This window comes from Arthrobacter sp. NPDC093128 (genome assembly GCF_040683875.1).
Classification (GTDB): Bacteria; Actinomycetota; Actinomycetes; order Actinomycetales; family Micrococcaceae; genus Arthrobacter.
Window position 1 is genome coordinate 123,788 of record NZ_JBFBEY010000005.1, and the last position, 25,945, is coordinate 149,732.

General features: G+C 67.5%; 21 protein-coding genes. 4 read left to right on the forward strand and 17 right to left on the reverse strand.

What is annotated here, in order from left to right; translation table 11 throughout:
• The 9 genes from AB0N24_RS07805 to AB0N24_RS07845 form a co-directional block, all read right to left on the reverse strand.
• The gene (locus AB0N24_RS07805) at nt 1-1,200 is read right to left on the reverse strand and encodes a thiolase family protein (protein WP_364122606.1); all 1,200 of its coding nucleotides are present in this window, start codon (nt 1,198-1,200) and stop codon (nt 1-3) included.
• Nucleotides 1,201-1,286: 86 nt separating this feature from the next.
• Nucleotides 1,287-1,781, reverse strand: coding sequence for a 4-carboxymuconolactone decarboxylase (gene pcaC / locus AB0N24_RS07810; RefSeq protein WP_364122608.1), 495 nt, complete (start codon nt 1,779-1,781; stop codon nt 1,287-1,289).
• On the reverse strand, nt 1,778-2,596 hold the full coding sequence (locus AB0N24_RS07815; RefSeq protein WP_364122610.1) for an alpha/beta fold hydrolase: 819 nt from the start codon (nt 2,594-2,596) through the stop codon (nt 1,778-1,780). The genes pcaC and AB0N24_RS07815 overlap by 4 nt, the downstream gene beginning before the upstream one ends.
• Nucleotides 2,589-4,091 (reverse strand): lyase family protein, encoded by a 1,503-nt coding sequence (locus AB0N24_RS07820; RefSeq protein WP_364122859.1) that lies wholly within the window; start codon nt 4,089-4,091, stop codon nt 2,589-2,591. Before AB0N24_RS07820 ends, AB0N24_RS07815 begins: the two co-directional genes overlap by 8 nt.
• Before the next feature lie 65 nt (nt 4,092-4,156).
• Complete coding sequence (gene pcaG / locus AB0N24_RS07825) at nt 4,157-4,762, reverse strand: protocatechuate 3,4-dioxygenase subunit alpha (RefSeq protein ID WP_364122612.1); 606 nt, start codon at nt 4,760-4,762, stop codon at nt 4,157-4,159.
• A 1-nt stretch (nt 4,763) separates the two neighbouring features.
• Nucleotides 4,764-5,711, reverse strand: a complete 948-nt coding sequence (gene pcaH, locus AB0N24_RS07830) for a protocatechuate 3,4-dioxygenase subunit beta (protein WP_364122614.1) — start codon at nt 5,709-5,711, stop codon at nt 4,764-4,766.
• A 44-nt stretch (nt 5,712-5,755) separates the two neighbouring features.
• The gene (locus AB0N24_RS07835; protein ID WP_364122616.1) at nt 5,756-7,720 is read right to left on the reverse strand and encodes a TIM barrel protein; all 1,965 of its coding nucleotides are present in this window, start codon (nt 7,718-7,720) and stop codon (nt 5,756-5,758) included.
• Nucleotides 7,720-8,601, reverse strand: coding sequence for a shikimate dehydrogenase (locus AB0N24_RS07840; RefSeq protein WP_364122618.1), 882 nt, complete (start codon nt 8,599-8,601; stop codon nt 7,720-7,722). Before AB0N24_RS07840 ends, AB0N24_RS07835 begins: the two co-directional genes overlap by 1 nt.
• A 169-nt stretch (nt 8,602-8,770) precedes the next feature.
• The gene (locus AB0N24_RS07845; protein WP_364122620.1) at nt 8,771-9,616 is read right to left on the reverse strand and encodes an IclR family transcriptional regulator; all 846 of its coding nucleotides are present in this window, start codon (nt 9,614-9,616) and stop codon (nt 8,771-8,773) included.
• A gap of 261 nt (nt 9,617-9,877) precedes the next feature.
• Between AB0N24_RS07845 and AB0N24_RS07850 the strand changes: the two genes are divergently transcribed.
• Nucleotides 9,878-11,197 (forward strand): MFS transporter, encoded by a 1,320-nt coding sequence (locus AB0N24_RS07850; protein WP_214955256.1) that lies wholly within the window; start codon nt 9,878-9,880, stop codon nt 11,195-11,197.
• Between the two features lie 73 nt (nt 11,198-11,270).
• On the opposite strand, the gene AB0N24_RS07855 is transcribed toward AB0N24_RS07850, so the two are convergent.
• From AB0N24_RS07855 to AB0N24_RS07870, 4 genes are all read right to left on the reverse strand, one after another.
• Nucleotides 11,271-12,368: an ATP-dependent DNA ligase gene (locus AB0N24_RS07855; protein WP_364122622.1), complete on the reverse strand. Its 1,098-nt coding sequence runs from the start codon at nt 12,366-12,368 to the stop codon at nt 11,271-11,273.
• Between the two features lie 71 nt (nt 12,369-12,439).
• Nucleotides 12,440-13,813 (reverse strand): NAD(P)(+) transhydrogenase (Re/Si-specific) subunit beta, encoded by a 1,374-nt coding sequence (locus AB0N24_RS07860; protein WP_364122624.1) that lies wholly within the window; start codon nt 13,811-13,813, stop codon nt 12,440-12,442.
• Nucleotides 13,810-14,106 (reverse strand): NAD(P) transhydrogenase subunit alpha, encoded by a 297-nt coding sequence (locus AB0N24_RS07865; RefSeq protein WP_104175205.1) that lies wholly within the window; start codon nt 14,104-14,106, stop codon nt 13,810-13,812. Before AB0N24_RS07865 ends, AB0N24_RS07860 begins: the two co-directional genes overlap by 4 nt.
• Nucleotides 14,106-15,290 (reverse strand): Re/Si-specific NAD(P)(+) transhydrogenase subunit alpha, encoded by a 1,185-nt coding sequence (locus AB0N24_RS07870; RefSeq protein ID WP_364122627.1) that lies wholly within the window; start codon nt 15,288-15,290, stop codon nt 14,106-14,108. The genes AB0N24_RS07865 and AB0N24_RS07870 overlap by 1 nt, the downstream gene beginning before the upstream one ends.
• A 203-nt stretch (nt 15,291-15,493) precedes the next feature.
• On the opposite strand from AB0N24_RS07870, the gene AB0N24_RS07875 reads away from it, so the two are divergent.
• The 3 genes from AB0N24_RS07875 (at nt 15,494) to AB0N24_RS07885 (ending at nt 22,305) form a co-directional block, all read left to right on the forward strand.
• Nucleotides 15,494-16,477 (forward strand): TIGR03885 family FMN-dependent LLM class oxidoreductase, encoded by a 984-nt coding sequence (locus AB0N24_RS07875; RefSeq protein ID WP_364122629.1) that lies wholly within the window; start codon nt 15,494-15,496, stop codon nt 16,475-16,477.
• Complete coding sequence (locus AB0N24_RS07880; RefSeq protein WP_364122631.1) at nt 16,474-18,165, forward strand: alpha-amylase family protein; 1,692 nt, start codon at nt 16,474-16,476, stop codon at nt 18,163-18,165. The genes AB0N24_RS07875 and AB0N24_RS07880 overlap by 4 nt, the downstream gene beginning before the upstream one ends.
• Nucleotides 18,166-18,375: 210 nt before the next feature.
• Complete coding sequence (locus AB0N24_RS07885; RefSeq protein ID WP_364122633.1) at nt 18,376-22,305, forward strand: family 43 glycosylhydrolase; 3,930 nt, start codon at nt 18,376-18,378, stop codon at nt 22,303-22,305.
• A gap of 76 nt (nt 22,306-22,381) precedes the next feature.
• Here the strand turns inward: AB0N24_RS07885 and AB0N24_RS07890 are convergent, their stop codons facing one another.
• Genes AB0N24_RS07890 through AB0N24_RS07905 form a run of 4 tightly spaced genes read right to left on the reverse strand, consistent with a single transcriptional unit; the run spans nt 22,382 to nt 25,945 of the window.
• The gene (locus AB0N24_RS07890) at nt 22,382-23,311 is read right to left on the reverse strand and encodes a phosphotransferase (protein WP_364122635.1); all 930 of its coding nucleotides are present in this window, start codon (nt 23,309-23,311) and stop codon (nt 22,382-22,384) included.
• 41 nt (nt 23,312-23,352) lie between these two features.
• Nucleotides 23,353-24,054, reverse strand: coding sequence for a hypothetical protein (locus AB0N24_RS07895; RefSeq protein ID WP_364122637.1), 702 nt, complete (start codon nt 24,052-24,054; stop codon nt 23,353-23,355).
• A 5-nt stretch (nt 24,055-24,059) separates the two neighbouring features.
• Entirely contained in the window at nt 24,060-25,007 is a 948-nt protein-coding gene (locus tag AB0N24_RS07900) for a carbohydrate ABC transporter permease (protein ID WP_364122639.1), read from the reverse strand.
• The gene (locus AB0N24_RS07905) at nt 25,007-25,945 is read right to left on the reverse strand and encodes a sugar ABC transporter permease (RefSeq protein WP_364122641.1); all 939 of its coding nucleotides are present in this window, start codon (nt 25,943-25,945) and stop codon (nt 25,007-25,009) included. The genes AB0N24_RS07900 and AB0N24_RS07905 overlap by 1 nt, the downstream gene beginning before the upstream one ends.

The following is a 25,945-nucleotide window of genomic DNA, read 5'->3' on the forward strand; positions in this document are numbered from 1 at the left end:
TTATGCCGCAGCGCCGGCGGTGACGTTTTCGAGGACGACGGCCAGGCCCTGGCCGACGCCGATGCAGATCGCGGCGACGCCCCAGCGCTGCCCGGAGGCCTGCAGGGACCGGGCCAGGGTGCCCAGGATCCGGCCGCCGGAGGCGCCCAGCGGGTGGCCCATCGCGATCGCGCCGCCGTGCCGGTTCACGATGGAGGCATCGATGCCCCAGGCGTTGATGCACGCCAGGGACTGCGCGGCGAACGCTTCGTTAAGTTCGACGGCGCCCACCTGGTCCCAGCCGATGCCCGCCTTCGCGAGGGCCTTGTTCGCGGCCTCCACCGGGGCGTAGCCGAAGAACTGCGGGTCGTTGGCGTGCGCGCCGCGCCCGGCGATCCGGGCCAGCGGTTCCATGCCGAGCAGCCCGGCGGCGTTCTCGGAGCCGATCCAGGCCGCGGACGCGCCGTCGGACAGCGGGGACGCGTTGCCTGCGGTGACGGTGCCTTTCTCGGTGCGGAACACGGTCTTGAGTCCGGCGAGCTTCTCGGCCGAGGACCCGGCGCGGATGCCCTCGTCCCGGACCAGGTCCGTGCCGGGCACCGGGGTCACCAGGTTGTCGTAGAAGCCCTCGTCCCACGCGGCTGCGGACAGGTTATGGGAGTTCGCAGCGAACTCGTCCTGCGCCTCGCGGGTCACCCCGTACTTCCCGGCCAGCCGTTCGGTGGCCTCGCCCAGGGAGATGGTCCAGTCCTTCGGCATGGCCTTGTTCACCAGGCGCCAGCCCAGCGTGGTGGAGGCCAGGGTCATGTCCCCGGCCGGGTAGGCCTTCTCGGTCTTGGGCAGCACCCACGGGGCCCGGGACATCGACTCGGCGCCGCCGATCAGCATCAGCTCCGCGTCCCCGGCGTTGACCTGGCGCGAGGCGATGATCGCCGCATCCAGGGACGACCCGCAGAGCCGGTTGACCGTGGTGCCCGGGATCGAGACCGGCAAACCAGCCAGCAGGGTGCCCATCCGGGCGATGTTGCGGTTCTCCTCGCCGGCGCCGTTGGCGTTGCCGAAAACGACCTCGTCGATCCGCTCGACGTCGAGCTTCGGGGCGCGATTGACGATCTCACCGATCACGTGCGCGGCGAGGTCATCCGGACGGACGCCGGCCAAACCGGAGCCGAACTTCCCAAAAGGCGTGCGAACGGCGTCGTACACAAAAGCCTGGTTCATAACTAATCCTCTAAATTCTGTGTGAGAGTCCCAACTAGGTAGCAGTTAGTGTCGTTTTGACGGCTCAAAACGACACCTGCTGCTACCTAGTTGGGCGGGGTGGCTGCGTCAACCGCTGTGTTGTCCATTGCTGCTTTGTCCATTTCACGGAAAACCTGCTGCGCGGTTTTGAAGGCGGTGTTGGCGGAGGGAACTCCGCAGTAAATGGCGGTCTGCAGCAGGATTTCCTTGATTTCGTCCCTGCTCAGGCCGTTGGTGATGGCGGCGCGGATGTGCATCGCCAGTTCTTCCCAGTGCCCGTGGGCCACCATGGCCGTGATGGTGACGGCCGAGCGCATCTGCCGCGTCAGGCCCGGGCGGGTCCAGATGCCGCCCCAGGCGATGCGGGTGATCATGTCCTGGAAGTCCTCGGTGAAGGAATCCTTGTTGGCGTTGGCGCGGTCCACATGCGCGGCGCCGAGCACTTCGCGGCGGACCACCATCCCGCCGTCGTAAATCTCCTGGCTGGTGGCGTCCGGCTGGACTGCGCCATGCCTTTCCAGGCCGGGGCGTGCGGCGCCGGATGCTTCGGGGCCGGTCATTTGGCTGCTCCGCGGGTTTCGCTCCAGGCGATGAGGCCCTTGAGCAGTTCGGCGACGTGCGCGGGCGCTTCGGCCGGAGCGAGGTGCGCCACCCCCTCCAGCGTTACGGCACTTGCGGTGCCGCCGCCGGCTGTGATGCCCTTCGCCACTTCTTCGGCGAACGACGGCGGCGCGACAGCGTCCTCCGCACCTGCCACGGCCTGGGTGGGGACGCGGATGCTGCCGAGCTCCTCGCGGACGTCGAAGCCGGCCAGGGCTTCGCAGCAGAATGCGTAGCTGAAGCGGTCGGCGTCGCGCAGGGAGTGCAGCAGCCGGCTGCTGAGCTCGGGCTCGCGTTCCATGAATCCGGGCGCGAACCAACGTTGCGCGGAACCCTGGATCATCACCGGGGTGCCCTGGCTGCGGACGGTTTCGGCCCGCTCCAGCCAGCCTTCGGGAGTGCCCAGCTTGGCACCGGAGCACTGCACGGAGAGGCTCTTGAGGCGTTCGCCGTGCTTGATGCCCAGCTGCAGACCGGTGGCCCCGCCAAGGGACACTCCGGCGTAGTGGAACCTCTCGCCCGGGGCGATCGAATCAACCAGTTCGACGACGGCGTCAGCCAGTTCGGCGACGTCGAAGGTTTCCGTGGCAGCCGGCGAGACGCCGTGGCCGGGCAGGTCCCAGGCGACGACGTCGAAGTCGTCCCCGAGCAGGGCGCCGGCCTGTGTCCACAGCACTGAGGACGTCCCCAGTGAAGGCCCCACCACCAGCAGGGGCTTGTCCCCCAGCGGGCGCTGGGGGGAGAGCAGTACAGCCTTGACTGTTGGTCTAGCCACGGGAAACTCCGTTCAGGTCTGTTTGGATGGGGGCATCTTCGGTTGGATCCGCCGGTGTTGGGCCGCTGCTTCCGGCGAACTCGGGGAAGGCGGCCAGGATGCGGCGGGAGATTTCGGCGGCCTGGCCCAGGTAGCCGGCCGGGTCCAGGAGTTCGTCCAGCCGTTCTTCCGAAAGGGCACTGGCCGGGACAGCCTCGCGCAGCAGGCGGCGGTAGGTTTCGGACTGCTCCGCGGCCGGAACCTCGAGCGTCCGGTCCACCACGGACTGGAGCTGCTGCTTGCCGGTCCGGCCGGCGGCACCAGCGTTCTGCTCTGCCGGCAGCGCATCGAGCAGCGGCGCCACGGCGGCGGACACTCCTTCGCTGAGCAGCAGCGGCCCGGACAGGTCCAGGTTGCGGCGCATGGCATCCGGGAAGACCCGCAGGCCTTCGGCGAGCTCCCTGAGCTGGCCGGCGGAGCCGAGTGCCAGGCGGAGCAGCTGCCTGAAGGCGGGCCATTCGCTGTGCCACGCGCCGTCGGGCCGTTCGTCGTTGAAGGTGGCCGCCGCCAGATGCAGCTGCGCGGCCAGGTAGGGGCCCTGGAGTGCCGCACTGCGGACCAGGACCGACAGGACGGGGTTTTGCTTCTGCGGCATTGCCGAGGAAACTCCGCGCCCGGCGGCCCGCGGTTCGGCGAGCTCAGCCACCTCCGGGCGGCTGAGGAAAAGCACATCGGAAGCGATCTTGCCCAGCGCGTCCGTCACACCGGTCAGGGCGTCGCCCAGCGACGTGACGGCAAGCCGGTTGGTGTGCCACGGTCCCGGGGTGGCCGCCAGGCCCAGGTGCGCCGCCAGGTTGCCCGAGAGGTCGAAGGGCGTGTCCACGGAATCCCTGGTCAGGACGGTTCCGGCGGCGAGTGTTCCCGCGGCGCCGCCGGTCTGCAGCGGCAGCTCGACGGCTTCAAGGCGGCGTGCGGCGGCAGCGAGCCCGTGGAACCACTGCGCCGCCTTCAGGCCGAAGGTGAACGGCAGGGAATGCTGCGTCAGGCTCCTGCCCACGCAGAGCGTGTCCGCATGCCGTTCCGCCAAGGCAGCCAGCGCCGTCGTGATCCCCCGAACATCTGCCAGGAGTGCCGAAACGGCTTCGCGGGCCAGCAGCATCAGGGCCGAGTCCAGGACGTCCTGGCTGGTCAGCGAGGTGTGCACGGCGCGCACAGCGCCCACGTGCTCCGTGTCCAGGGCATTGACCTCGGTCCGGAGGTCAGCCAGCAGCGGGATGACCGGGTTCGCGCCGCCCTGCGCGCGGACGGCAATGCCGGCCACGTCATAACGGTCGACGTCCGCGGCTGAAGCCACGACGGCGGCTGAGCCGGCCGGCGCGAGGCCGGCCTTCTCCAGCACCGAAGCCCAGCCGGACTCGACGGCGAGGATTGCCGCGAGCACCGCCCGGTCCCCTGTCAGCGCTGCCACGGCGGGCGACGCCGATACCGGGCTCAGGAGCCCGACGTCGCCGTCCATGCCGCTCACGGCATATTCGTTTATGGCGCTGGCTGAGCTGTCCGCGCTGGCTGCTCCGGAGGTGTTCACTGTGCGGCGCCCCCGGCAGCCGCTCCCTCGACAGATGCTCCCTCGAAGTCGAGGAACACGGTTTCGCCCTCGCCCTGCAGCCGGATGTCCCAGGTGAGTCCGCCGTCAGCATCACGGCGGGCGATCAGCGTGGAGCGGCGTTCCGGATCCAGGGAGGACAGCAGCGGGTCGGCCGCCAGCGCTTCGGCGTTTTCGGGCAGGTAGACGCGGGTGAAGAGGCGGTTCATCAGGCCGCGGGCAAACACGGCCACGGAGATGAACGCCGCCGCGCCGGGCTTGGTGGGGCCGGGGTTCACCGTGGTGAAGGTGTACACGCCGCTGTTGCCCACGGCGCTCCGGCCGAAGCCGGTGAACGTGTAGCCGTCGCGGACCAGCGAGCCGGTCCGGTGCACGATGTTGCCTTCGGAATCCGGCTGCCAGATCTCCAGGATCGCGTCCGGGATGGGGTGGCCGGCGCCGTCGTACACGGTGCCCTGCAGGCGGATGGAGCCGGGCGATCCCGCGGCCAGCAGTTCGCGGTCCTTCTCGTACGGCAGGGCGTAGCCGTAGAAGGGGCCTACGGTCTGGCCGGGTGTGGGGGTCAGCTTGGTGGTTGAGCTCACGTTATTCCTCGTCTCCTTCTGCGCCGAATGCTTCGTTTTCGGTCCAGGTCCGTTTGGAGCCCGTCAGGACAATGTCCCACTTGTAGCCCAGCGCCCATTCGGGCTGGGTGAGATCGTGGTCGTAGCTCGCCACCAGGCGGTCCCGGGCATCGTGGTCCACGATGGACTGGTAGATGGGGTCGAGCGGGAACAGCTGGTCACCCGGGAAGTACATCTGGGTGACGATGCGCTGGGTGAATTCCTGCCCGAACAGGGAGAAGTGGATGTGCGCCGGGCGCCACGCGTTGAGGTGGTTCTTCCACGGGTAGGCGCCGGGCTTGATGGTGGTGAAGCTGTAGGAGCCGTCGGCCGCGGTGATGCAGCGGCCCACGCCCGTGAAGTTGGGGTCGAGCGGTGCCGGGTGCTGGTCCCGCTTGTGGATGTAGCGGCCGGAGGAGTTGGCCTGCCAGATCTCCACCAGCTGGCCGGCGACGGGCCGGCCGTCACCGTCGAGCACGCGGCCGGCGACGATGATGCGTTCGCCCTGGGGCTCACCGTTGTGCTGGATGGTCAGGTCCGATTCCAGTGTGTGCACGTCCTGGTGCCCAAAGGCAGGCGAGTACAGCTCGATGGTTTCCGGATCGGCGTGGTGCAGGCTCTTGGTGGGGTGGCGGAGGATGCTGCTGCGGTACGGCGCGTAGTCCAGCCGCGGCTGGATTTCCGGAGCCTTCCCGGTTTTCAGGGCTGCGGCGTACGCGTCCCCGATTGCCTTGATCTCCGCGCTGAGGTCCTGCTGGGTTTCCACGGCGTTCTTCGGCTGGGTTTGAGGCGCAGCCTGCGGTGCGGCCTGCGGTGCGGTCCCGGGTGCGGCCTGCGGTGCGGTCCCGGGTGCGGCCTGGGGTGCCACGTCCGACACGTCTTCGGTGATCGGATCGGCATTGAATGTTTCAAGGTTGATTTCTTCAGGCACGGCAGCCTCCTTTCGGTTGATGGTGTTGATGGTTGGACTTAGGTTCAGGTGGTGCGTTTCAGCTGGTGCAGGTGGTCGTACTGGACGGCGTGCCGGACCGGGGCGTTGGGGGCGCCGTAGCCGTCGTAACCGCCGCGGCGTTCCACCATTTCGAAGAACACGCTGCCAACGGTGGCGGTGTAGAAGTGCAGGAATTCGCCGTCGGCGTCGCGGTCGTACAGGAGGTTCAGTTCCCGCAGGGTGGCCAGGAACGCAGGGTCCAGGTCGAAGCGGGCATCCAGGTCCTCGTAGTAGTTCGCGGGGATCTGCAGGAAGTCCAGGCCGCGGTCGCGGGCCTCGCGGGCGGTGGCCACGAGGTCGTCCACGGCGAAGGCGATGTGCTCCTGGTACGTCTTCCGGTGGGCGGTGCCGGTGTCCGCGCCGTCCTGCTGGATGACGGGAGCCAGGTTCAGCACCAGGCGCACGGCGCGGTCGGCGGTAAGCATCACCTGGGAGCGGACCAGGCCGCTGGGGCTGGGCACCTCCGCGAACGGCTGCGGCTCCAGGGCCAGGGCGCTGGTGTAGAACAGCACGGCTTCGTCAAAGTGCTGCCACGGCTGCGCGAGGTTCACGTGGTCAATCACGGCACTGCGGGCGCCGGCAGGGACTTCGAGCCCTGCGCCGAACTCGTGGGTCCAGGCGGCGGTGCCGTCCGGGCTGCCCTGGCAGAGGAAGATCTCGGTGGAATCCGGTGCGGCGAAGCCCTGGAACACTTCCTCATTGGCCTGGCTCTTGCGCGGCACGGCGGGTGCCTTGAGCTGCTGGGCGCGGGCTGCGGCAATCACCGGCGAGTCGACGTCGAAGCCGAGCGCGGCGATGGCTGGCGCGGAACCGGCAGGAATCCCGGCAAGTGCTGCCGCGTCGCCTTCCGCATGAGGCGCGTCGGGATCCTGCTCGTTGATGATCACGCGTGCGTGGCCCATGGTCCACAGTTGCACGTCCTTGGTGCGGTGTCTGCCGTTGAATTCGAATCCCAGCTGGCCCAGCAGCTTCTCCAGGCCTGCGGTGTCCGCGGCTTTTACCTCGGCGAAGTTGAAGCCTGCCGGTTCGGCAACCTGCGGGAGGGTGGCCAGTTCCATCGGATAACGACGGCGGGCGGCGGCCGCAGGCCCACTAACAACAGCGCCCACGCCACCCGCAGGGGCGTTGGCGTCCAGCCATTTGGCGCTCTGTTCCTCGAGCCAGATCAGGGACCGCATGGCGTCCACGGCGGTGCGTTCGACGTCGGATTGGCGGAAGACGTCATTGAAGACCTCCAGCGAGACCGGCCCGGCGTATCCGGCGCGGACCACGTGGCCCATGAATTTGGCGAGCTCGAACTGGCCCTCGCCCGGGAAGACCCGGTAGTGCCGGCTCCAGGACAGGACATCCATGGAGAGCTTGGGGGCGTCAGCCACCTGGACGAAGAAGATCTTGTCCGTATTGAAGGCCTCGATGGGCGCGGTGTCCCAGTCGCGGGACAGGATGTGGAAGGAGTCGAGGCAGGTGCCGAGGTTCGGGTGGTCCACGGTTTCCACCAAACGGTGGGCGTGCTCGTAGTCGTTGACGTACTTGCCCCAGGCCAGTGCCTCGTAGGCCACCTTGACGCCGTGGTCACCGGCGAGACCGGCCAGCCGGGACAGCTGCTCAGCGCGCAGGGAGTCGTCGTCAACGGTGGCGGTACCCACGTTGGAGCAGACCAGGATGGTGTCCATGCCCAGGCGGGACATCAGCTTGAACTTGGCCTCGGCCCGGCGGAGATTGGCGGCGAGGAGGTCCTCGGGAACGCTGTCGAAGTCGCGGAACGGCTGGTAGAGGTCCAGGGTCAGGCCCAGGTCCGCGGCCATTTTCCGGACGTCCTCCGGGCTCAGGGACGACGTCACAAGGTCCTGCTCGAAAATTTCAATGCCGTCGAAGCCGGCGATGGCGCACGCCTGCATTTTTTCCTTCAGCGTCCCGGACAGGCACACGGTGGCGATCCCGGTACGCATCAGGCGGCCACCTCTTCCGCGGCCACGAGTTCCAGGAAGTGGGAGCGCATGCGGTCCGCGTCGGCTTCCAGGCCGGTGAAGATCCTGAAGGCGTCCGCCGCCTGGCCCACGGCCATGCGGCCGCCGTCCAGCACCTCGCAGCCCCTGGTGCGGGCTTCGCGGACCAGCTCGGTTTCGATCGGGCGGTAGACAATGTCCGCCACCCAGTGCCGGGATTCGAGCAGGGACAGGTCCAGCGGGACGCCGGGGTGCGCGGCCATGCCCACGGGGGTGCAGTGCACCAGGCCGTTGGCGAGGGGCATCAGCTGCGGCAGCTCCGCCGTCGTCCGGGCCGTGACGGTGCTGTCCGGGAAGAACCCGGCCAGTTCGGCGGCGCGCGCGGCGCAGCGGGCAGCGTCCGTGTCCACGAGGTCCAGGTGGCGGACGCCCGCGGTGAGCAGGGCGTAGGCGACGGCGGAGCCGGCGCCGCCGGCACCCAGCTGGACCACACGGTCAAGCTTTGCGCCGGGAAGGCCGGAGGCGAGGGCGGCCGCGAAACCGGAGAAGTCGGTGTTGTGGCCGATGAAGCGGCCGTCCCGGATGGTGACGGTGTTGACGGCTCCGAGGCGGCGGGCGTCCGGTGAGATTTCATCGAGGTGGTCCAGGACCAGCTGCTTGCACGGGTGCGTGATGTTCAGCCCGTTGAAGCCGAGGCGGTGCGCGCTCTGCAGGAGCTCTCCCACGGAGGCGCCGGGCAGGCCCAGTTCCAGGAGGTCGATGGGGCGGTAGAGGTACCGCAGGCCCTGCACGTCGCCTTCGCGCTCGTGCATGTGGGGCGTGAGCGACGGCATGACGCCATCACCTACGAGGCCCACCAGAAAGGACTCTGCTCGATTGCTCATCCGTATAGCTCCTTTGACAACGGCATCCGGCTTGCCGGGGCGCCCTGGGCGCCGGCGGCCGCGTGCCGGGTGATATGGCTTACAGTACAGGAAATGTTCACATCTTGCACTGATGTTCTTATTGCGAACAAATAATGACGGCGACGGGAAGTAGCCGAGGCAGCGCGGCTCATCGTTGCGGCAGCCTGGCGGACAGTTCGGCGGCGGCCTCCTGGAGTGCCGGGACGAGCGCCACCAGGTTCTCCAGGGTGAGCCGGAAGACCGGAACCGCCGTGGCCAGGGATGCAAACGCGAAGCCCTGGGCATTGAAGACAGGCACAGCGACGGCGCGCATGCCCAGCTCGTTTTCCTCATCCATGACGGCATAGCCCCGGCGGCGGACATGCTCGATCTCGGCCCGGAAGGCCTCCCGGTCTGTGATCGAGAATTCCGTGAGCGGCTCCAGCTCCAGCTCCTCCACGAGGCGCTGGCGTTCGGCGTCCTCGGCAAAGGCCACGAGCGCCTTGCCCACGGACGTGGTGTGGAGGGCGCCGAGGTGCCCCGGATCGCTGGTGACGCGGAACGTCTGGGGGCCGTCCACCTTGTTGACGGTGAGGTGGTGGTGCCCGTCGCGCACGGAGAGGATGGTGGCCTCCCCGGTCTTCTCGGTGACGCGCCGGAGGATGGGCAGGGCGGTGCCGGCAAAGCCGTGGTGGTTGGATACGCGCTGGCCGAGCTGGAAGACGCGGAGGCCCAGGTGGTAGCGGCGGCCGTCGGGTTCATAGTCCACAAAACCGTCCCGCGTGAGCGAGCCCAGCAAACGGTATGTGGTGCTGAACGGCAGTTCCGCGCGGCGTGACAGCTCTGCCGCACTGGCGCCCCGGGGCTCATCGCCCAGCAGCACGAGCAGGCCCAGGGCCTTGCCCACCATGTCCGTCCGGGAGTCCTCCTTGGAAGCCTTGGGCGCCTTCGTTGCCTTCGCTGCCGCTACTGCATCTTCTGCCGCGGCCGGTTCTGTGTCTTGATTCACACTCATAACCCGATATTGCCACATCGTGAGAGCTATTTCTAGATGGTGATTATTTTTCTTGACAGGTGATAGTCCTCACAGCCATCATTGCTGTATCGCAAAAGTAGCTCCCACCATGTGGCTACTTCTCCCAGGGTCTTCACAAGGACCTCCAGCCGCCGCCAGCTGAGCCTCCATTGGGCCTCCGGCTGGGTCTCCAGAAATGAAGGGCGGCAGCTGCGAACATCCTGATCCATCCGCGACAATGTCGTCACACAAAGGAACACCATGAGCCAGACACTCCCGTCCACGACGCCGGGCACCGTTGCACCGGCCGGGACCCCGAAGAAGGCGGCCCTCGCCAGCTTCCTGGGAAGCGCCGTCGAGTACTACGACTTCTTCATCTTCGGTTCCGCCGCCGCGCTGATCTTCCCGCACGTGTTTTTCCCCAACGCTGATGCCAACGCCGCCATCATGTCCTTCGCCACGTTCGGTTTCGCCTATGTGGCACGCCCGGTCGGCGCCGTCATCCTCGGCCACTTCGGCGACCGCGTGGGCCGGCAGAAGGTCCTCATGTTCACCCTGGTACTGATGGGCGCGTCAACCTTCGTCATCGGCTGCCTCCCCGACTTCAATACGGTGGGCTGGTGGGCTCCCGCCCTGCTGGTGCTGGCACGCCTCTGCCAGGGCCTCTCCGCAGCGGGCGAGCAGGCCGGCGCCTCCTCCATGACCCTGGAACACGCCCCGGACAACCGGCGCTCCTTCTTCACCTCCTGGACCCTCACCGGCACCCAGGGCGGCCAGATCCTCGCGGCCCTCGTCTTTATCCCCGTGCTCGCCCTCCCTGACGAGGTCAAGTACGGCATCGGCTGGCGCATCCCGTTCTGGCTCAGCGCCGTGGTTGTCCTGGTGGCGTTCTTCATCCGCCGCACGCTGCACGAGCCGCCGGCATTCGCCGAAGCCCAGAAGTCCGCTGCGATCTCCAAGCTGCCGGTGGCCGATCTGCTGAAGCACCACTGGCGCGACGTCCTCCGCGTGGTCGCCTGCGCCTTCATCGCCGCCGTGTCCACTGTGTTCGGAACCCTCGCCATCAGCTACGCCAAGACCGTCGCAGGGGTGGACGGCACCACCACCCTGTGGCTGGTGGTCGGCGCCAACTTCGTGGCCCTCGGCACCCAGCCCCTGTTCGGCATGCTGTCAGACAGGATCGGCCGCAAACCTGTCTTCATCTACGGTGCAGTGGCCAGCGCGGTCCTGACCCCGGTGTTCCTGCTGAGCCTCGAATCCGGCAGTGTTCCGCTGATGTTCCTCGCGGCCATCGGGTTCTTCTCCTTCGGTTACGCCGCCTCCAACGCCGTCTGGCCGTCCTTCTACGCCGAGATGTTCAGCACCAAGGTCCGGTTCTCCGGCCTGGCGATCGGCACCCAGCTGGGCTTCCTGATGGCCGGCTTCGCCCCGGCGATCGTGGCGGCAATGGGCGGCATCAAGCCCGGCGGCTGGGTCCAGATCAGCATTTTCACGGCTGTTATCTGCGGAGTCGCCGCAGTGTCGGCCCTCACGGCCAAGGAATCCTTCAAGACACCCACCCGGGAGCTCGGCCTGAAGTAACCGCTGCCCGGTAAAAGTACGACGGCGGCCCGTCCCCTCTTGGGGGCGGGCCGCCCGGGTTTAAGTGCGCGGGTCAGGTTGCAGATTTTCCTGTGGCCAGCACTTCGGCGAGGTCGAAGCTGACCGGCTCTTCCAGCTGCCCGTAGGTGCAGGATTCCGGGTCCCGGTCCGGCCGCCAGCGGACAAACTGGGCGGTGTGGCGGAACCGTTCGCCTTCCATGTGGTCGTACTTCACTTCCAGCACGCGCTCGGGGCGGAGCGGCGTGAAGGACAGGTCCTTGCCCGCGCTCCAGCGGCTGCCCTCGGCATTCCGCGGCGTCCGTTTGCCTTCCTCCTGCTTGGCCCAGGCCCAGGGGTGGTTGTCGAAGTCCGTCACCAGCGGCTGGAGTTCTTCAAACAGTTCCTTGCGGCGCTGCATCGGGAAGGCACCCACCACCCCCACACTGGCCAGCCCGCCGTCGCCGTCGTAAAGCCCCAGCAGCAGGGACCCGATCCGGTCCGGTCCGCTGGTGTGCACGCGGTAGCCGGCCAGGACGCAGTCCGCCGTGCGTTCATGCTTGAACTTGAGCATCACGCGTTTGTCCGGCTGGTACGCGCCGTCCAGGGATTTGGCCACGATCCCGTCGAGGCCCGCTCCCTCGAACTGTCGGAACCACTTCTCGGCCGTGCCGTTGTCCCGTGTGGTGGCGGTCAGATGAATCGGCGCCGCGCTGCCGGCCAGGGCCCCTTCCAGCATGCTCCGCCGCTCGGAGAACGGCCGCCCGGTGAGGTCCTCGTCTTCGAGGGCCAGCAGGTCGAACGCCACGAAGCTTGCCGGTGTCTGCGCCGCCAGCAGCTTCACGCGGCTGGCCGCGGGGTGGATCCGCTGCTGGAGCGCATCGAAGTCCAGCCGGTCACCGGAACCGCCCACCAGGACAATCTCGCCGTCCAGCACGCAGCGCGGCGGCAGGTTTGCCTTCAGGGACTCCACGAGCTCGGGGAAGTAGCGGGTCATGGGCTTGCCGTTGCGGCTGCCGATCTCCACCTCGTCGCCGTCCCGGAAGATGATGGACCGGAAGCCGTCCCACTTGGGTTCAAAGCTCCACTTCGGGCCGGAGTCCGGCGGGTCGGGCAGGGCGCTGACGGCTTTGGCGAGCATCGGCGCGATCGGGGGCATCACCGGCAGTTGCATACCGCCCATTCTTGCCCGGCGGTCCGCTTCGCACCACCCCCGCAAGGGAACGGCCCGGCTGGGCCTCCCGCCTACAGGGCCTTGACCGCGCCGAGCACCTTCGTCAGCGAGTCCTTGGCGTCGCCGAACAGCAGCGTGGTCTGCGGCTCGTAGAGGAGCTCGTTCTCGATGCCTGCGAAGCCCGGCCGCATGGAGCGCTTCAGGAACACGACCTGCCGGGCGTCGGCCACTTCCAGGATGGGCATCCCGAAGATGGGCGACCCCGAGGACGTCTTCGCGGCGGGATTGACCACGTCGTTGGCGCCCACCACGAGTGCGACGTCGGCGGTCTTGAATTCCGAGTTGATCTCGGTCATCTCCTTGAGTTCCTCGTACGGCACGTTGGCCTCCGCCAGGAGCACGTTCATGTGCCCGGGCATGCGGCCGGCCACGGGGTGGATGGCGAAGTCCACCTGGATGCCGCGGAGCTGCAGGGCCTTGGCCAGTTCCGCGGCGGTGTGCTGGCCCTGTGCCACGGCCAGGCCATAGCCGGGAACGATGATCACGCGCTGCGCGTAGCCCAGCAGCACGGCGACGTCCTCCGCGCTGGAAGAGCGTACCGGCCGCTCACTGACCGCGGTGGAGCCCGCCGTCGAACCTCCCCTGAAGGCGCCGAACAGGATTCCCGCCACGCTGCGGCCCATGGCGGCAGCCATGGCACGGGTCAGGATGGTACCGGAGGCGCCCACCAGGGTGCCGGCCACCAGCAGCAGCACGTTGCCCAGCACCAGGCCTGACGCCGCAACCGCCAGGCCGGTAAAGGCGTTCAGCAGCGAAATGACGATCGGCACGTCCGCGCCGCCCACTGGAAGCACCAGGAGAACGCCGGCGGCGAGGCCCAGCACAAGCAGCGCCAGGGCCAGCGGCAGCGAACCGGCCAGCACGACGCCGACCGCGGCACCCACCGCGGCCAGCAGCACCGCCGCCATGATCACGGGCAGCCCGCGGAAAACCACCGGACGGGTGGTCATGAGCTCCTGCAGCTTTGCGAACGTGATGGCGGAGCCGGCGAACGACACCGCGCCCACGAGCAACGTGAACGCAATGGCCAGGCGGACCCAGGCGTCCCCCGTGTGCGCCAGTTCAAGCAGCGCTACCAGTGCGGCGGCACCGCCGCCCACGCCGTTGAAGGCCGCCACGAGCTGCGGCATCTGGGTCATTTTGACCCGTCGGGCCACGGGGGCGGCCACGGCCGTACCCACGGCGATCGCGCCCAGGATCCAGGGAATGTTATCCAGCCGCGCCGACAGGAACACCGTGACGACGCCAAGCACGGCGCCGGCGGCGCCAACAAGGTTGCCGCGTCGTGCGGTGCGCGGTGAGTTGAGGCCCATCAGGGCAAGGATGAAGAGCGCGGCGGCCACGAGGTAGAGCAGCCCCGTCCAGGTCGGATCAAGGAAGCTCATCGCGGACCCTCCCGGTCCCTGCGGCCGCGGAACATCTCCAGCATGCGGTCAGTCACCACGAATCCGCCCACCAGGTTCGCGGTGGCCAGCACGACGGCGAGCAGCGCCACGGCGAGGACCCACGGGTCCGCAGCCTGGCCGGCCACGATGATGGCACCCACCAGGATGATGCCGTGGATGGCGTTGGCGCCGGACATGAGCGGTGTGTGCAGGGTGCTGGACACTTTCGAGACCACTTCGAAGCCCACAAAAACCGCCAGCACGGTAATTGTGAGCAGGCTGATGCCATCCATCAGACCACCCCCTCGTTTTCGGACTCGCGGTTCCCGGGTTCATCGGACTGCGCGAGGGCCTCCGCCGTCGGTGCGTGGCGCACCTCGCCGTCGTGCGTCAGGCACGTGCCGGCCACTACTTCGTCGCTGAAATCCAGGGCCAGGGTTCCGTCCCGGACCATAAGGGCGAGCAGGTTGGCCACGTTCTTGGCGTAGAGCCGGGAGGCGTCCGCGGGCATGGCTGAGGCCGCGTCCTTCATCCCCACCAGGGTGACGGTGCCCTGGCCGTCGGCGGTATCCACCAGGATGTCCTGGCCGGGAACTGATCCCTCCACGTTGCCGCCGGACTCCGCGGCCAGGTCCACCACCACCGAGCCGGGCCGCATGCCCTGCACCATCTCACGGCTGACGAGCAGCGGGGCGCGCCGCCCGGGGACGGCCGCCGTCGTGATCAGGACGTCGGCCTGGGCCACGTGCGGCGCCAGGAGCCGGCGCTGCAGGGCACCGCGGTCCGCGCTGAGCTCCCGCGCGTAACCGCCAGAGGCTTCGGCCGTCTCCAGGTCGAGCTTGATGAAGGTTCCTCCCATCGAGGTGACTTCGTCCGCCGAGGCCGGCCGGATGTCGTTCGCGGAAACCCGGGCGCCCAGCCGTTTTGCCGTGCCGATGGCCTGAAGGCCTGCCACGCCGACGCCGAGGACCAGCACGCGGGCCGGCGGGATGGTCCCGGCGGCCGTCATGAACAGCGGGAAGAACCGGGGCAGGCGCATGGCCGCTTCCAGCACACAGCGGTAACCCGCCACGAGGGCCTGCGAGGACAGGGCGTCCATCGACTGTGCCCGGGAGATCCGCGGCACCAGTTCCAGCGCGAAGGATGTCACCCCAGCGGCGGCCAACGCCCGCACGGTGGGCAGTTCGGACGACGGCGACGCCAGGCCCGCGGTGACGGCCCCGCGGCGCAAAGCCGCCGCCGTCGCCGGTTCCAGCGGCCGCACGTGGGCGAGGACATCGAGTGATCCCGGATCCAGCTCGGGGACGATCCGCGCGCCCGCCCGGACGTACGAGTCGTCACTGTGGCCTGCCGCGGTTCCGGCCCGGGATTCCACCAAGACCTCGAGGCCGAGGCCGATCAGTTGCTGCACGGTCTCAGGCGTCGCGGCCACCCGCCGCTCGCCGTCGCGGCGTTCCCGCACTATGCCTAACTTCACCGGCCACTCCCTTTCCAGCGTCATCGCTGTCCCGGGTCATCGCTGTCCCGAGTCGGTACTGGCTAGAGTCTATGCAGAAAGCTCCGGCTCCGCCGGAGTGCCGCGGCACGATCCCGCGCACAAGCCGGTTCCGGGCGGTGGATAGTTTCAAGCCGGCCCCGGTTTTCCTCGACACTCCCCCGCCCCGATAGTAGACATTAACGATGGCTACTATCGGTTTTCACGCATCGCATGAACAGATCAGCCCGGGCCAACTGCTCCATGACGTCCAACTGGCGGAGCAGGCAGGATTCGACGCGGCCATGTGTTCGGACCACATCGAGCCGTGGTCCGCCCGGCAGGGCCATTCCGGCTTCGCTTGGTCCTGGCTGGGCGCGGCACTGGCCACCACGTCCCTCCGCTTCGGTGTGGTCACGGCTCCCGGCCAGCGCTACCACCCGGCCATCATCGCGCACGCCTCGGCCACCCTGGCGGACATGTTTCCAGGCAGGTTCTGGATGGCGCCGGGCAGCGGGGAGAACATGAATGAGCACATCACGGGCGACGCATGGCCGGCCAAGGAGACCCGCCAACAGCGCCTGGAGGAGTGCGTTGACGTCATCCGCCGCCTGCACAACGGCGAGGAGGTAACCCACCACGGCCTGGTCACCGTGGAACAGGCCCGCCTCTGGGACGTTCCGGACACCAAGCCGCCGCTGATCGCACCGGCGATCAGCGTGGAGACCGCCCGGCGCGCCGCGACATGGGCAGACGGGCTGGTCACGGTAAACCAGCCGCACGCGAAGCTGACGGAAATGCTCGCCGCCTACCGGGACAACGGCGGCCGGGGCAAGGCAGTCCTCCAGATCCACCTGTCCTGGGCGCCGCGGGAGGAGGATGCGGTTTCCATTGCCATGGACCAGTGGCGCTCCAACGTCTTCGCCCCGCCCATCCCCTGGGACCTGCCCACCGCCGCCCACTTTGACGGCGTCAGCACCGACGTCGGCGAGGACCAGGTGCGCAAGGCCGTCAACATCTCGTCCAGCCTCGAGCAGCACGCCATCTGGCTCCAGGAATACGCGGAGCTGGGCTTCGACGAACTGTACCTGCACTTCGTGGGGCAGGAGCAGAAGCCTTTCATCGGGGCGTTCGCTGAACACGTTCTCCCCCGGCTGCGGGAGAAGTCTTCCCGCGAGGTGACAGCGTGAGGATTGCGCAGACCTCCGACCTGTGGTGGAAGAACGCTGTGATCTACTGCCTGGATCCGGAAACCTTTTTCGACGACGACGGCGACGGCACCGGGGACTTCGGTGGGCTGATCCAGCGCGTGGATTACCTGGCGGCCCTGGGTGTCACGTGCATCTGGCTCATGCCGTTCTACCCGTCACCGGACCGGGACGACGGCTACGACGTGACCGACATGTACGGCGTCGACCCCAGGCTCGGTACCCTGGGCGACGTGGTGGAGTTCATCAGGACGGCAAAGGACCGGGGAATGCGTGTCATCGCGGACTTCGTCATCAACCACACCTCGGACAGGCACCCCTGGTTCAAGGAATCCCGGAAGTCCGTGGACAACCCCTACCGCGATTACTACGTCTGGCGGAAGGACACTCCCCCGGACACCTCGGAACAGGTGGTGTTCCCCGGTGAGGAAACATCCATCTGGACCCAGGACAAGGCCACCGGCGAGTGGTACCTGCACATGTTCGCCAAGCACCAGCCGGACCTGAACGTCGCCAACCCGAAGGTCCGGGACGAGATCGCCAAGTCCATGGGCTTCTGGCTCCAGATGGGGCTGGACGGCTTCCGGCTGGATGCCGTGCCGTTCTTCCTGGAGCTGCAGGGCGTGTCCAAGGAGGATGCGGGAAAGATCGACCCGCACGACTACCTGGCAGCGCTGCGCAGCTTCATCAACAGGCGGAACGGCAGCGCCATCCTGCTGGGCGAGGTCAACCTGCCGTATAAGGACCAGCTGAAGTACTTCGGCGGGCCGGACGGAAACGAACTGAATATGCAGTTCGACTTCCTCTCAATGCAGAACATCTACCTCTCCCTGGCCAGGGAGGACGCACGGCCGCTGGCCAAGACCCTGGTCGGCAGGCCCGCCATCCACCCGGACAACCAGTGGGCCATGTTCGTCCGCAACCACGATGAGCTGACGCTGGACAAGCTCAGCGACGAGGAGAAGGCGGAAGTCTTTGCCGCCTTCGGCCCGGACCCGGACATGCAGATGTACGGACGGGGGCTCCGGCGCCGCCTGCCCCCCATGCTCGACGGCGATCCCGCCCGGATCCGCATGGTGTATTCGCTGATGTTCTCCCTCCCCGGAACCCCGGTCCTTTTCTACGGCGAGGAAATCGGGATGGGTGAGGACCTGCGGGCCAAGGGCCGCTCCGCCGTACGCTCCCCGATGCAGTGGAATGACACGGAAAACGGCGGATTCTCCACGGCGCCGGCGGACCAGCTGGTGGCCCAGGTGGTCGACGGCTACTTCGGGCCGAAGAACATCAACGCCGCCCGGGCCAAACGCGACCCGGACTCGCTGTGGAATTTCATCGCCGCGCTCATCCGAAGCTACCGGGAAAGTCCCGAGCTCAGCTGGGGCGAATTCGAACTCATCAAGCAGCCCAATCCGGGCGTGCTCCTGCACAGCTGCACCCGCGCAGGTTCAACGCTGGTCCTGGCCCACAACATGGCCGCACAGCCGGCCTCCGTCACCGCAAGGGTTTCGTCGCCGGAAGATCCGGAGGAGACGTTCGGCGGAGCCATCCTGCTGGACCTGCTCGACGGCGAAAACATCGCCTTGGCGGACGACGGCGGATTCGAGCTGGAGCTGGAACGCTACGGCTACCGCTGGTTCCGGATCCAGCGGCCAACGGACCGCCGGATCTGACAACGGCCCGCCGCACCTAACCCCGCCCCGCTGAGCGGCGGTTTCCTTGACCGCCACGAGCCAAGGAAACCTCCGCATACTTATTTCAAACCATTTAATAAGAGCTATTGAAAAGCGCGGGTTGTCCGAATAGTTTGGATTCCAGCCCGGTTCCCCAGCCCGGGACGCTAGTGGATTCACACCCAACTTCACCTCACCCTTGGAGAACCGATGATGCTTCGCCCGAGACTCAGGGCTGCCCTGGCAGCCCTGGCCATCGCTGCCACGAGCCACACAGGCGCCGGCGCCGCGACTGCCGCCGACACGCCGGCGCCAGCGCCTTCCCCCACCTCCGAACCCACCTACCTGTTTGCCTTCGGCGCCAACACGGCAGGGCAAACCACCCTCCCCGCCGCTTACAAAAACGACTCCATCGTGCAGCTGGCGGCGGGCAACGCCCACACAGTTGCCCTGACGCAGCCCGGCCGGCTCCTCGCCTGGGGCTCCAACACCGCCGGGCAGGGCACGCTCCCGGACACCGGCAAGACAAAGTTCAAGGCCGTTGCGGCGGGCGCCACCCATTCACTCGCCCTGTCCGAGGACGGCCGCGTGACCGCCTGGGGCGGCAACTCCGCCGGACAGGCAACCGTTCCCGCCGGCGCGCAAGCCGGCGTCCAGGGAATCTCCGCCGGCGGCAGCAATTCCCTCGCCCGCAAAACCGACGGGACACTTGTCGCGTGGGGAGACAACGCCTTTGCCCAGAACCACGTCCCCGCTGAACTGGCGGGCAAGCAGGTCAAACAGACCGCAACCGGCGCCGGCTTCAACCTGGCCCTCACCTCGGACGGGAAAGTCACGGCATGGGGCCGGAGCGATTTCGGGCAGCTCGAGCTTCCGGAGGCCGTGAAAACCGCCACCATCGGTGCGATCTCCGCCGGCGTGAAGCACTCGCTCGCCCTCAGCGCCGACGGCAAGGTCCTGGCCTGGGGCGACAACACGTACGGCCAGCTCAACGTGCCGGCGGAACTAGGTTCCGAGAAAGTCACGGCGATTGCTGCCGGCGGCTTCCACAGCCTGGCGGCCACTGCGTCCGGCAAGGTCTTCGCCTGGGGCGAGAACAATGCGGGCCAAAGCACGCTCCCCGCCGGCCTGGGCACCAAGGTTGTGGCGCTGGCCGCCGGCGAGGCGCACAGCGTGCTGTTCACCCGGCCCGACGACGGCGGCGCTGCCGCCGTTCCGCTGTCCGGCCCGGCAGCAGCCGTTCCACCGCAGCTGACCGTGGCTTCGTTCCTGTCAACGGCTGCCTCCGGGGCAGCCCTGCCCGCCGCCGGAGTCCTCGGGCTGGCACTGCTCGGGCTGGCACTGCTGGGGGCAGCCGGCTTCGCCGCCTTCGGCTCCCGGCGCCTGCGCGGCACAGCCGCCTGGATCCGGCCCCGGGCCGGCGCCCGGCGCGCAGCAGGAGCAACACTGGCTGCCGCCGTCGGCGCGTCCCTCCTGATCCCGGCAGTCCCGGCCGTGGCGGCCGAAGAGGCTCCGGCGGGATTCCCGGAACCGACCCTTGCTCAGCTGGTCGCCACCAACGGCGTGCTCTACTTCGCCAACAGCGGCGCAGCAGTGACGGACACCGTGGCCGACGGGGACACGCTGGGCGTCTTCCAGTCCCGTTCAGACCAGCCGCTGGGAACTGACGCGAAGACCGGCGGCAGCTGGGGCTACGTCTCCGACGCGTCTTCCAACCCGAAAGCCAATACCAACAGCACCACGGGAAAGTACGACTCGATCCTGTACGACGCCCCGCCTGCCGGTTCCGTGCTGGACCAGCGCGCGGTGAAGTACAACTTCGACCTGCCCAACGGCAGCTATGACGTCACGTTCGGCTTCAAGCTGCCCGGCGGCTGGGGCGGCCGCACGATGGACCTCATGGCCGAAGGCGCCATCGTGGGAACCGCTGCCGCCAGCAACACCGCGCTGGAAAAGACGGCCACAGTGCAGGTCACGGACGGCACCCTTAACCTTCAGGCCCACAGCCAGGCAGGCCGCACCAACACCTTCCATGACCCGGCCCTGAACTTCGTGCTGGTCCGGAAGCCATTGGACTACACCACGGAACTGCTCGCCGAAAAGATCCGCCAGGCCAGCCTGGGCCCCGACCAGGCATCCCTGTACGCGGCCGACAGCGTTGATGCCCTCAAGCAGAAGATCGCTGCGGCGCAGTCGCTGGTGGGCGCTTCGTCCACGGATGCGGCTGCGATCAAGGCGTCCTACGAGGCGATCGACGCCGCCAGCAAAGGCCTGCGCAAACTGGTCAGCTACGATTCCTTCCGGCCGGGGCAGCCCTGGCTGGACAACAACGCCAAGGCCATCCAGGCCCATGGCGGCCACGTCATCCCGACCAAGGACGCCAACGGCAGGACCGTCTACTACTGGTACGGCGAGGACCGGTCCAACGGCTACCAGCCCATGCCCGGAGTGCACGCCTACTCCTCCTACGACCTCTACAACTGGAAGGACGAAGGGCTGGCCCTGAAGGCCCTGACTTCCCGCGCGCAGCTGGACACTGACCCGTACTTCACGGCCCTCTACGCCGACTACACGGCACACGAGAAGGACGCCGTGTTCCGCGACCTGGACAGCAACGGTTCCGGCAACTCCGAAGGCCGGGCAGTGGTCCTGGAACGCCCCAAGGTCATCTACAACAAGGCCACCGGCAAGTGGGTCCTGTGGGTCCACGCCGACGGGCCCTCCGCCACCTCCAACGCGCAGTACGCCAAGGCCCAGGCCGGCGTCGCGGTGTCCGACTCTCCGTTCGGGCCGTTCCGCTACGTGGACAGCTACCGCTTGGACCAGATCCCCGCGGACGATCCGGACAACCAGCACCCGTCCCAGCTGGGCATGGCCCGGGACATGAACCTCTTCCAGGACGACGACGCCGCCCAGACCGGGTACATCGTCTACTCGAGCGAGGAGAACCGCACCATGTACGTTTCGCGGCTCAACGCCAGCTACATGTACCTGAACGTGCCGCCGTCGCGGTCCGTGAACGGGGTGGACTTCAGCCGCAACTTCCAGGGCCAGCAGCGGGAGGCCCCTGCCATGTTCAAATACGACGGCACGTACTACATGATCACGTCCGGAGCCACAGGCTGGACAGCCAATCCGGCCCGCTACGCCACGGCGGCGTCCCCCATCGGGCCCTGGACGCAGCACGGCAACCCGGCCGTGGGTCCGAACGCCAACACCACGTTCTCCTCGCAGAGCACCGCCGTCATCCCGGTGGACGCGGCAGCCGGAAAGTTCATCTACATGGGCGACCGCTGGACGCCGTCGGACCTAGCCAATGCACCCCAGGTGTGGCTGCCCATGACGTTCGACGCCAACGGCGGACTCACCTTCGACTGGCACGACACCTGGAAGCTGTCAGACCTCGAGAACCGCGGAAAGTTCAGCGTCCAGATGGACGTCCCGCGGCAGGTGGCTCTCGGGGCAGGCCCCGCCGCGCTGCCCGCCACCGCCGTCATCACCCAGAACGGAACAACGACGACGACGGCAGTCACCTGGAGCGGCGCGGCGTTCAGCACGCCGGGCACAGCCACGGTCACGGCGACGTTCGCCTCCAACGGCAGGAGCACCAACTACAGTGTCCTGGTGGTGCCGGCCGGCACGGTCTACCTGGCCGATCCCGGCGGTGCCGACACCGCTGACTACGCCGAACTGCGGGACGCCGTGTCCGCCCTCGGCCCGCTGTCCAACTCGGCGAAGGACCAGCCGCTGGGCGCCGATCCGGCCACGGGCAAGGTGTGGGGCTATGACAACCCCGGCACCGCCACGACGTCGGGAAGTTCGATGTTCTCCACCCTGCGCTACGTCACCAGGACGGCCGCCCGCAAGGACCTGTCCTACGTGTTCGGAGCGCTGGATCCCGGCCAGTACACGGTGTACGTGGGTCTCTTTGACCCGTGGGCCTCCTCAGCGCCGACCCGGGCGGCCAGGATCAGCATCAACGGGACGGTGGTGGCCGCCAGCCAGCGGATCGGCGGAACGGACACCACGGTGAGCTACGCCGCCCAGTCTCCGGACGCTGCAGGCAAGCTCAACGTCAATCTGGCCCCGACCACCGCCAACGACGTCCAGCTGAGCTGGATCATGGTGGTGAAGAACTAGGTACGGCCGCCCGTCAGTAGTCGCAGAAGCACCCCCGGCCCAATCTCGGACCGGGGGTGCTTAGCGGCCACCGGGGTCAGGCTTTGGCAAGGTTGAGGCGTTCTTCCGATTGCTCCAGGACTGCCACGGACGCAACCGGGTCCGAGCGGAACAGGTGCTCGCCCCGTGCGTTGTGGAGGGCCGGCCACATGCTGGCCGCCCAGGCGATCTCCCGTTCGTCGTCGCTAAAGGTGCGGGCACGGGCCGACTCGTATGAGTCGAGAAATATGTCTGAGCTCCCGATCGGAGCCAGGGTGGGAACTTCCGTGCTGGCGAAGGCACCCGATGCGGCTCCGACGATGGCTGCTTCGGGAAGGGACACGAGGCTGTCCCAGTCGTACACCGACCAGGGCCGGCCGTCTTTCCACCGGATGTTCTGGGCCTCCCAGTCGCCGTGGCCGAGGACGTGGGGCAGCGCCGAGCGGCGGAGCCTCGAGGCGGCACGGCGGGCGCACTCCCGGATGATGTCCGGTACGGGGGCTTGATCCATCCGGTCAATTGGACCGTTCGGTGGCCACAACCCGCCTCCGGGAGGATTCCAGTTCATCCAGGGCGGCGGTGGGTCCAGGGCTTTCGCGGGCCGTCGTTCGAGAAGTGCCACGAGTTCGGCCAGGAGGATGGCGGAGCGGCGGGCCGAGTCACCGTCGTGGCCCCGGAGCATTTCGCCGCCGGGGCGCCATTCTTCCGATGAAACGACGCCAGTGGCGTCGAGTGCCTCTGCCTCTCCCAGCGGCATGGCGCAGGGAAATCCGTTCCTGGCTGCCAGGCGCTGCGCGTCAAGGCAACGTTTGACCCGTTCAAGCGGCTCTGAACGGACCTTGACCACCGCGGAATTGGCTTCCATGAGGTACCGGTAGACATTCGACATCTGGCCGCCCGCAGCAGGAACCAGCTGAACCAGCTCCCCGGGGCCGAGCCGGCTCGCACACCAGTCGAACAGCTGCTGCGTCCGCGCGTCGTTTCCCATCACCCCAGCCTAGGCTTGCGGCACACAGCCCAACGGCGCAGTTACTCGTTACGCAATACTGCGTGGAACGCGAAGGAAGCGTTGCTCCAGACGACGAACAGCAGTGGCGCCGGCGCCAGTGCAACGCCCATCACGGGCTGCAGGAGGGCAGCTGAAACGATGATGCCGAGCAGGACCAGCATGGCAAGGCTCAGGTACCAGCGCCGGATGCTGAGGTACAGGGATGCCTTGAGGACGCCCTTCAGCGTCGCCTCAGGCAGGAGAACGACGCCGGCTGTCGCCGTCACGGCGAGGCTTACCGTGACGGCGGCTGCTACGACGATCAGCGGCACCAGGACCGCCGCGGCCGGCATGGCCTGGACGATCACCAGGTCCACGCCGAGGAACAGCAGCACGGCTACCGCCCCCAAACCGAGCGGTGCGGCCCGCCGGAAACTGCGCGTGTATCCGCGCAGGAAGGCGGCAACCGGCTTGACCGCGCCGCCGTCGTCGTTCAGTGCACGGAAGGCGGCGAAGATGCCGGCGAGCGACGGCGCCACGGTGACCGAGAGCGCCAGGAAGAACGGCCAGGCGGCTGCGGGATCAGCCACCAGGGCGAGACAGAGCACCAGCGGTGCGTTCGCCACGGCAAGCAGGACGTTCCCGGCCAGGAAGGTGTAGACGAACCCGAAGATGCTTCCGAAGGTTTCGAATCCCGGCCCGGTCCAGCGGCGCGGCTTCTGCCTGATCGTGTGCTGAACCACAGTGGTCACCCCTTCATCCCGCTCGTCGCGATGCCCTGGATGAAGTAGCGCTGGCCGATCAGGAAGATGATGAGGATCGGGATCACGGAGATCACGGAGCCGGTCATGATCATGGCGTATTCGGCATCGAACTGGCCCACGAAGGAGCGCAGGCCCAGCTGGACGGTCCAGAGGCGGTTGCTGGTGAGGTAGATGAACGGGCCCATGTAGTCGTTCCACGTGTTGACGAAGGTCAGCAGCGCCAGGCTGGCGAGGGCCGGCTTGGACAGGGGCAGGATCACCCGGGCCCAGATGCCGTATTCGCTGAGTCCGTCGATGCGTGCGGCCTCGCACAGTTCATCCGGAATGGTCATGTAGTACTGGCGCATCAGGAACACACCGAAGGCGCCGAACGCCTGCAGCAGGATGAGCGAGTTGAAGCTGTTGGTCAGTCCCAGCTGCTGCATCATGATGTACTGCGGCACCATGTAGGCCTGCCACGGCACGGCGATGGTGCCGATGTAGCAGAGGAAGAGCACGTCGCGGCCAGGGAAGCGGACCTTGGAGAATCCGTAGGCCGCGAGGGACCCGGTGAGGACCTGCAGGCAGGTGATGATCACCGCGAGGTACAGCGAGTTCTGCAGGTAGCCCATCATTGGGATGCGGGTCCAGATGTCCGTGTAGTTGCTCCAGACGAACTCGGCGGGGATCCACTGGATGGGGACCGTGAGGACCTGGTTGTTCTCCTTCAGGGAGGAGGAGAGCATCCAGATGAACGGCACCAGGAGCGCCAGGACCAGCACCGCCAGGACGCCGTAGATGATGACGTTCGCGGTCCGTTTCTTCTGTTCGCGCGTGGATCGCCTGCGCTGCGTATGACGGCGGTCTTCCGGCGTCCGTGCCGGGCCGGGCCCGATGAACGGCGCCCCGGCCCTGAGCTCATGGGCTTTGAGGTCTTCAGCCATGTTGGTCATCAGCGTTCCCTCCGCTGTTGGATCTTGAACTGCAGGACGGTGACCGTCAGGACGATGAGGAACAGGACCAGCGAGATGGCCGACGAGTAGCCGAACTTCCCTTCTCCAATGCCCTCCTGGTAGATCAGCTGGGACAGCACGGTGGTGGAACGTCCGGGGCCGCCGTTGGTCATGACGACGATCAGGTCGAACACCTTGAAGCTGGAGACCGTCAGCATCACCACCACGAAGAACGTGGTGGGCCGCAGCGAGGGGATCGTGACGTTCCAGAAGCGCTGCCAGGCGCTGGCACCGTCCACTTCGGCGGCCTCATAGAGCTCGGTGGGAATCGCCTGCAGGCCAGCGAGGTACAGGACCATGTAGTAGCCCATGTCGCGCCACACGCTGGTGATGATGACGGCCGGAAGCGCCCAGTCCGAGCTGGAGGTCCACCCGGGTGCCTCGGCGATGCCGATCGCGTGCAGGAACTGGTTGATGGGGCCGCTGTCCGGGCTGAACAGCATGTTCCAGACGACGGCGACAGCCACCAGGGAGGTGATGTAAGGGAAGAAGATGGCCACCCGGAAGAAGCCGATTCCCTTGAGCTTGCGGTTCAGCAGCATTGCCAGGACCAGGGCGAGGGCCATGGTGAGGGGGACGTGGCCGAGCGCGTAGACCACAGTGTTGCGCAGGGCCACCCAGAACGAGTCGCTGGCGATCATGCGTTGGAAGTTGGCCAGGCCCACCCAGCGGGGAGCACTGAACGAGGTCCATTCCATGAAGGAGAGGGCGAAAGCGGCCAGGACAGGGATGAGCGTGAAGGCCAGGAAGCCCAGGAAGTTTGGAAGGATGAACGTCCAGCCGATCAGCGTGTTGCGCCTGGCCTGCTTCCTGTTGCCGCGGCTGTGGGGTGCGGTCCGTGCCGGGCCAGCAGCCTGGGTGATTGTTTCAGTAGTCAT

What these genes read in the sequence shown, in the direction of transcription:
- AB0N24_RS07855 (WP_364122622.1), bottom strand. Translation starts at nt 12,368, where the DNA reads ATGCAACTGCCGGTGATGCCCCCGATCGCGCCGATGCTCGCCAAAGCC.
- AB0N24_RS07835 (WP_364122616.1), bottom strand. Translation starts at nt 7,720, where the DNA reads ATGCGTACCGGGATCGCCACCGTGTGCCTGTCCGGGACGCTGAAGGAA.
- AB0N24_RS07820 (WP_364122859.1), bottom strand. Translation starts at nt 4,091, where the DNA reads ATGGACGGCGACGTCGGGCTCCTGAGCCCGGTATCGGCGTCGCCCGCC.
- AB0N24_RS07805 (WP_364122606.1), bottom strand. Translation starts at nt 1,200, where the DNA reads ATGAACCAGGCTTTTGTGTACGACGCCGTTCGCACGCCTTTTGGGAAG.
- AB0N24_RS07860 (WP_364122624.1), bottom strand. Translation starts at nt 13,813, where the DNA reads ATGAGCTTCCTTGATCCGACCTGGACGGGGCTGCTCTACCTCGTGGCC.
- AB0N24_RS07840 (WP_364122618.1), bottom strand. Translation starts at nt 8,601, where the DNA reads ATGAGCAATCGAGCAGAGTCCTTTCTGGTGGGCCTCGTAGGTGATGGC.
- AB0N24_RS07905 (WP_364122641.1), bottom strand. Translation starts at nt 25,945, where the DNA reads ATGACTACTGAAACAATCACCCAGGCTGCTGGCCCGGCACGGACCGCA.
- AB0N24_RS07890 (WP_364122635.1), bottom strand. Translation starts at nt 23,311, where the DNA reads ATGGGAAACGACGCGCGGACGCAGCAGCTGTTCGACTGGTGTGCGAGC.
- AB0N24_RS07900 (WP_364122639.1), bottom strand. Translation starts at nt 25,007, where the DNA reads ATGACCAACATGGCTGAAGACCTCAAAGCCCATGAGCTCAGGGCCGGG.
- AB0N24_RS07845 (WP_364122620.1), bottom strand. Translation starts at nt 9,616, where the DNA reads ATGAGTGTGAATCAAGACACAGAACCGGCCGCGGCAGAAGATGCAGTA.
- AB0N24_RS07865 (WP_104175205.1), bottom strand. Translation starts at nt 14,106, where the DNA reads ATGGATGGCATCAGCCTGCTCACAATTACCGTGCTGGCGGTTTTTGTG.
- AB0N24_RS07885 (WP_364122633.1), top strand. Translation starts at nt 18,376, where the DNA reads ATGATGCTTCGCCCGAGACTCAGGGCTGCCCTGGCAGCCCTGGCCATC.
- pcaC (WP_364122608.1), bottom strand. Translation starts at nt 1,781, where the DNA reads ATGACCGGCCCCGAAGCATCCGGCGCCGCACGCCCCGGCCTGGAAAGG.
- AB0N24_RS07875 (WP_364122629.1), top strand. Translation starts at nt 15,494, where the DNA reads ATGGCTACTATCGGTTTTCACGCATCGCATGAACAGATCAGCCCGGGC.
- AB0N24_RS07850 (WP_214955256.1), top strand. Translation starts at nt 9,878, where the DNA reads ATGAGCCAGACACTCCCGTCCACGACGCCGGGCACCGTTGCACCGGCC.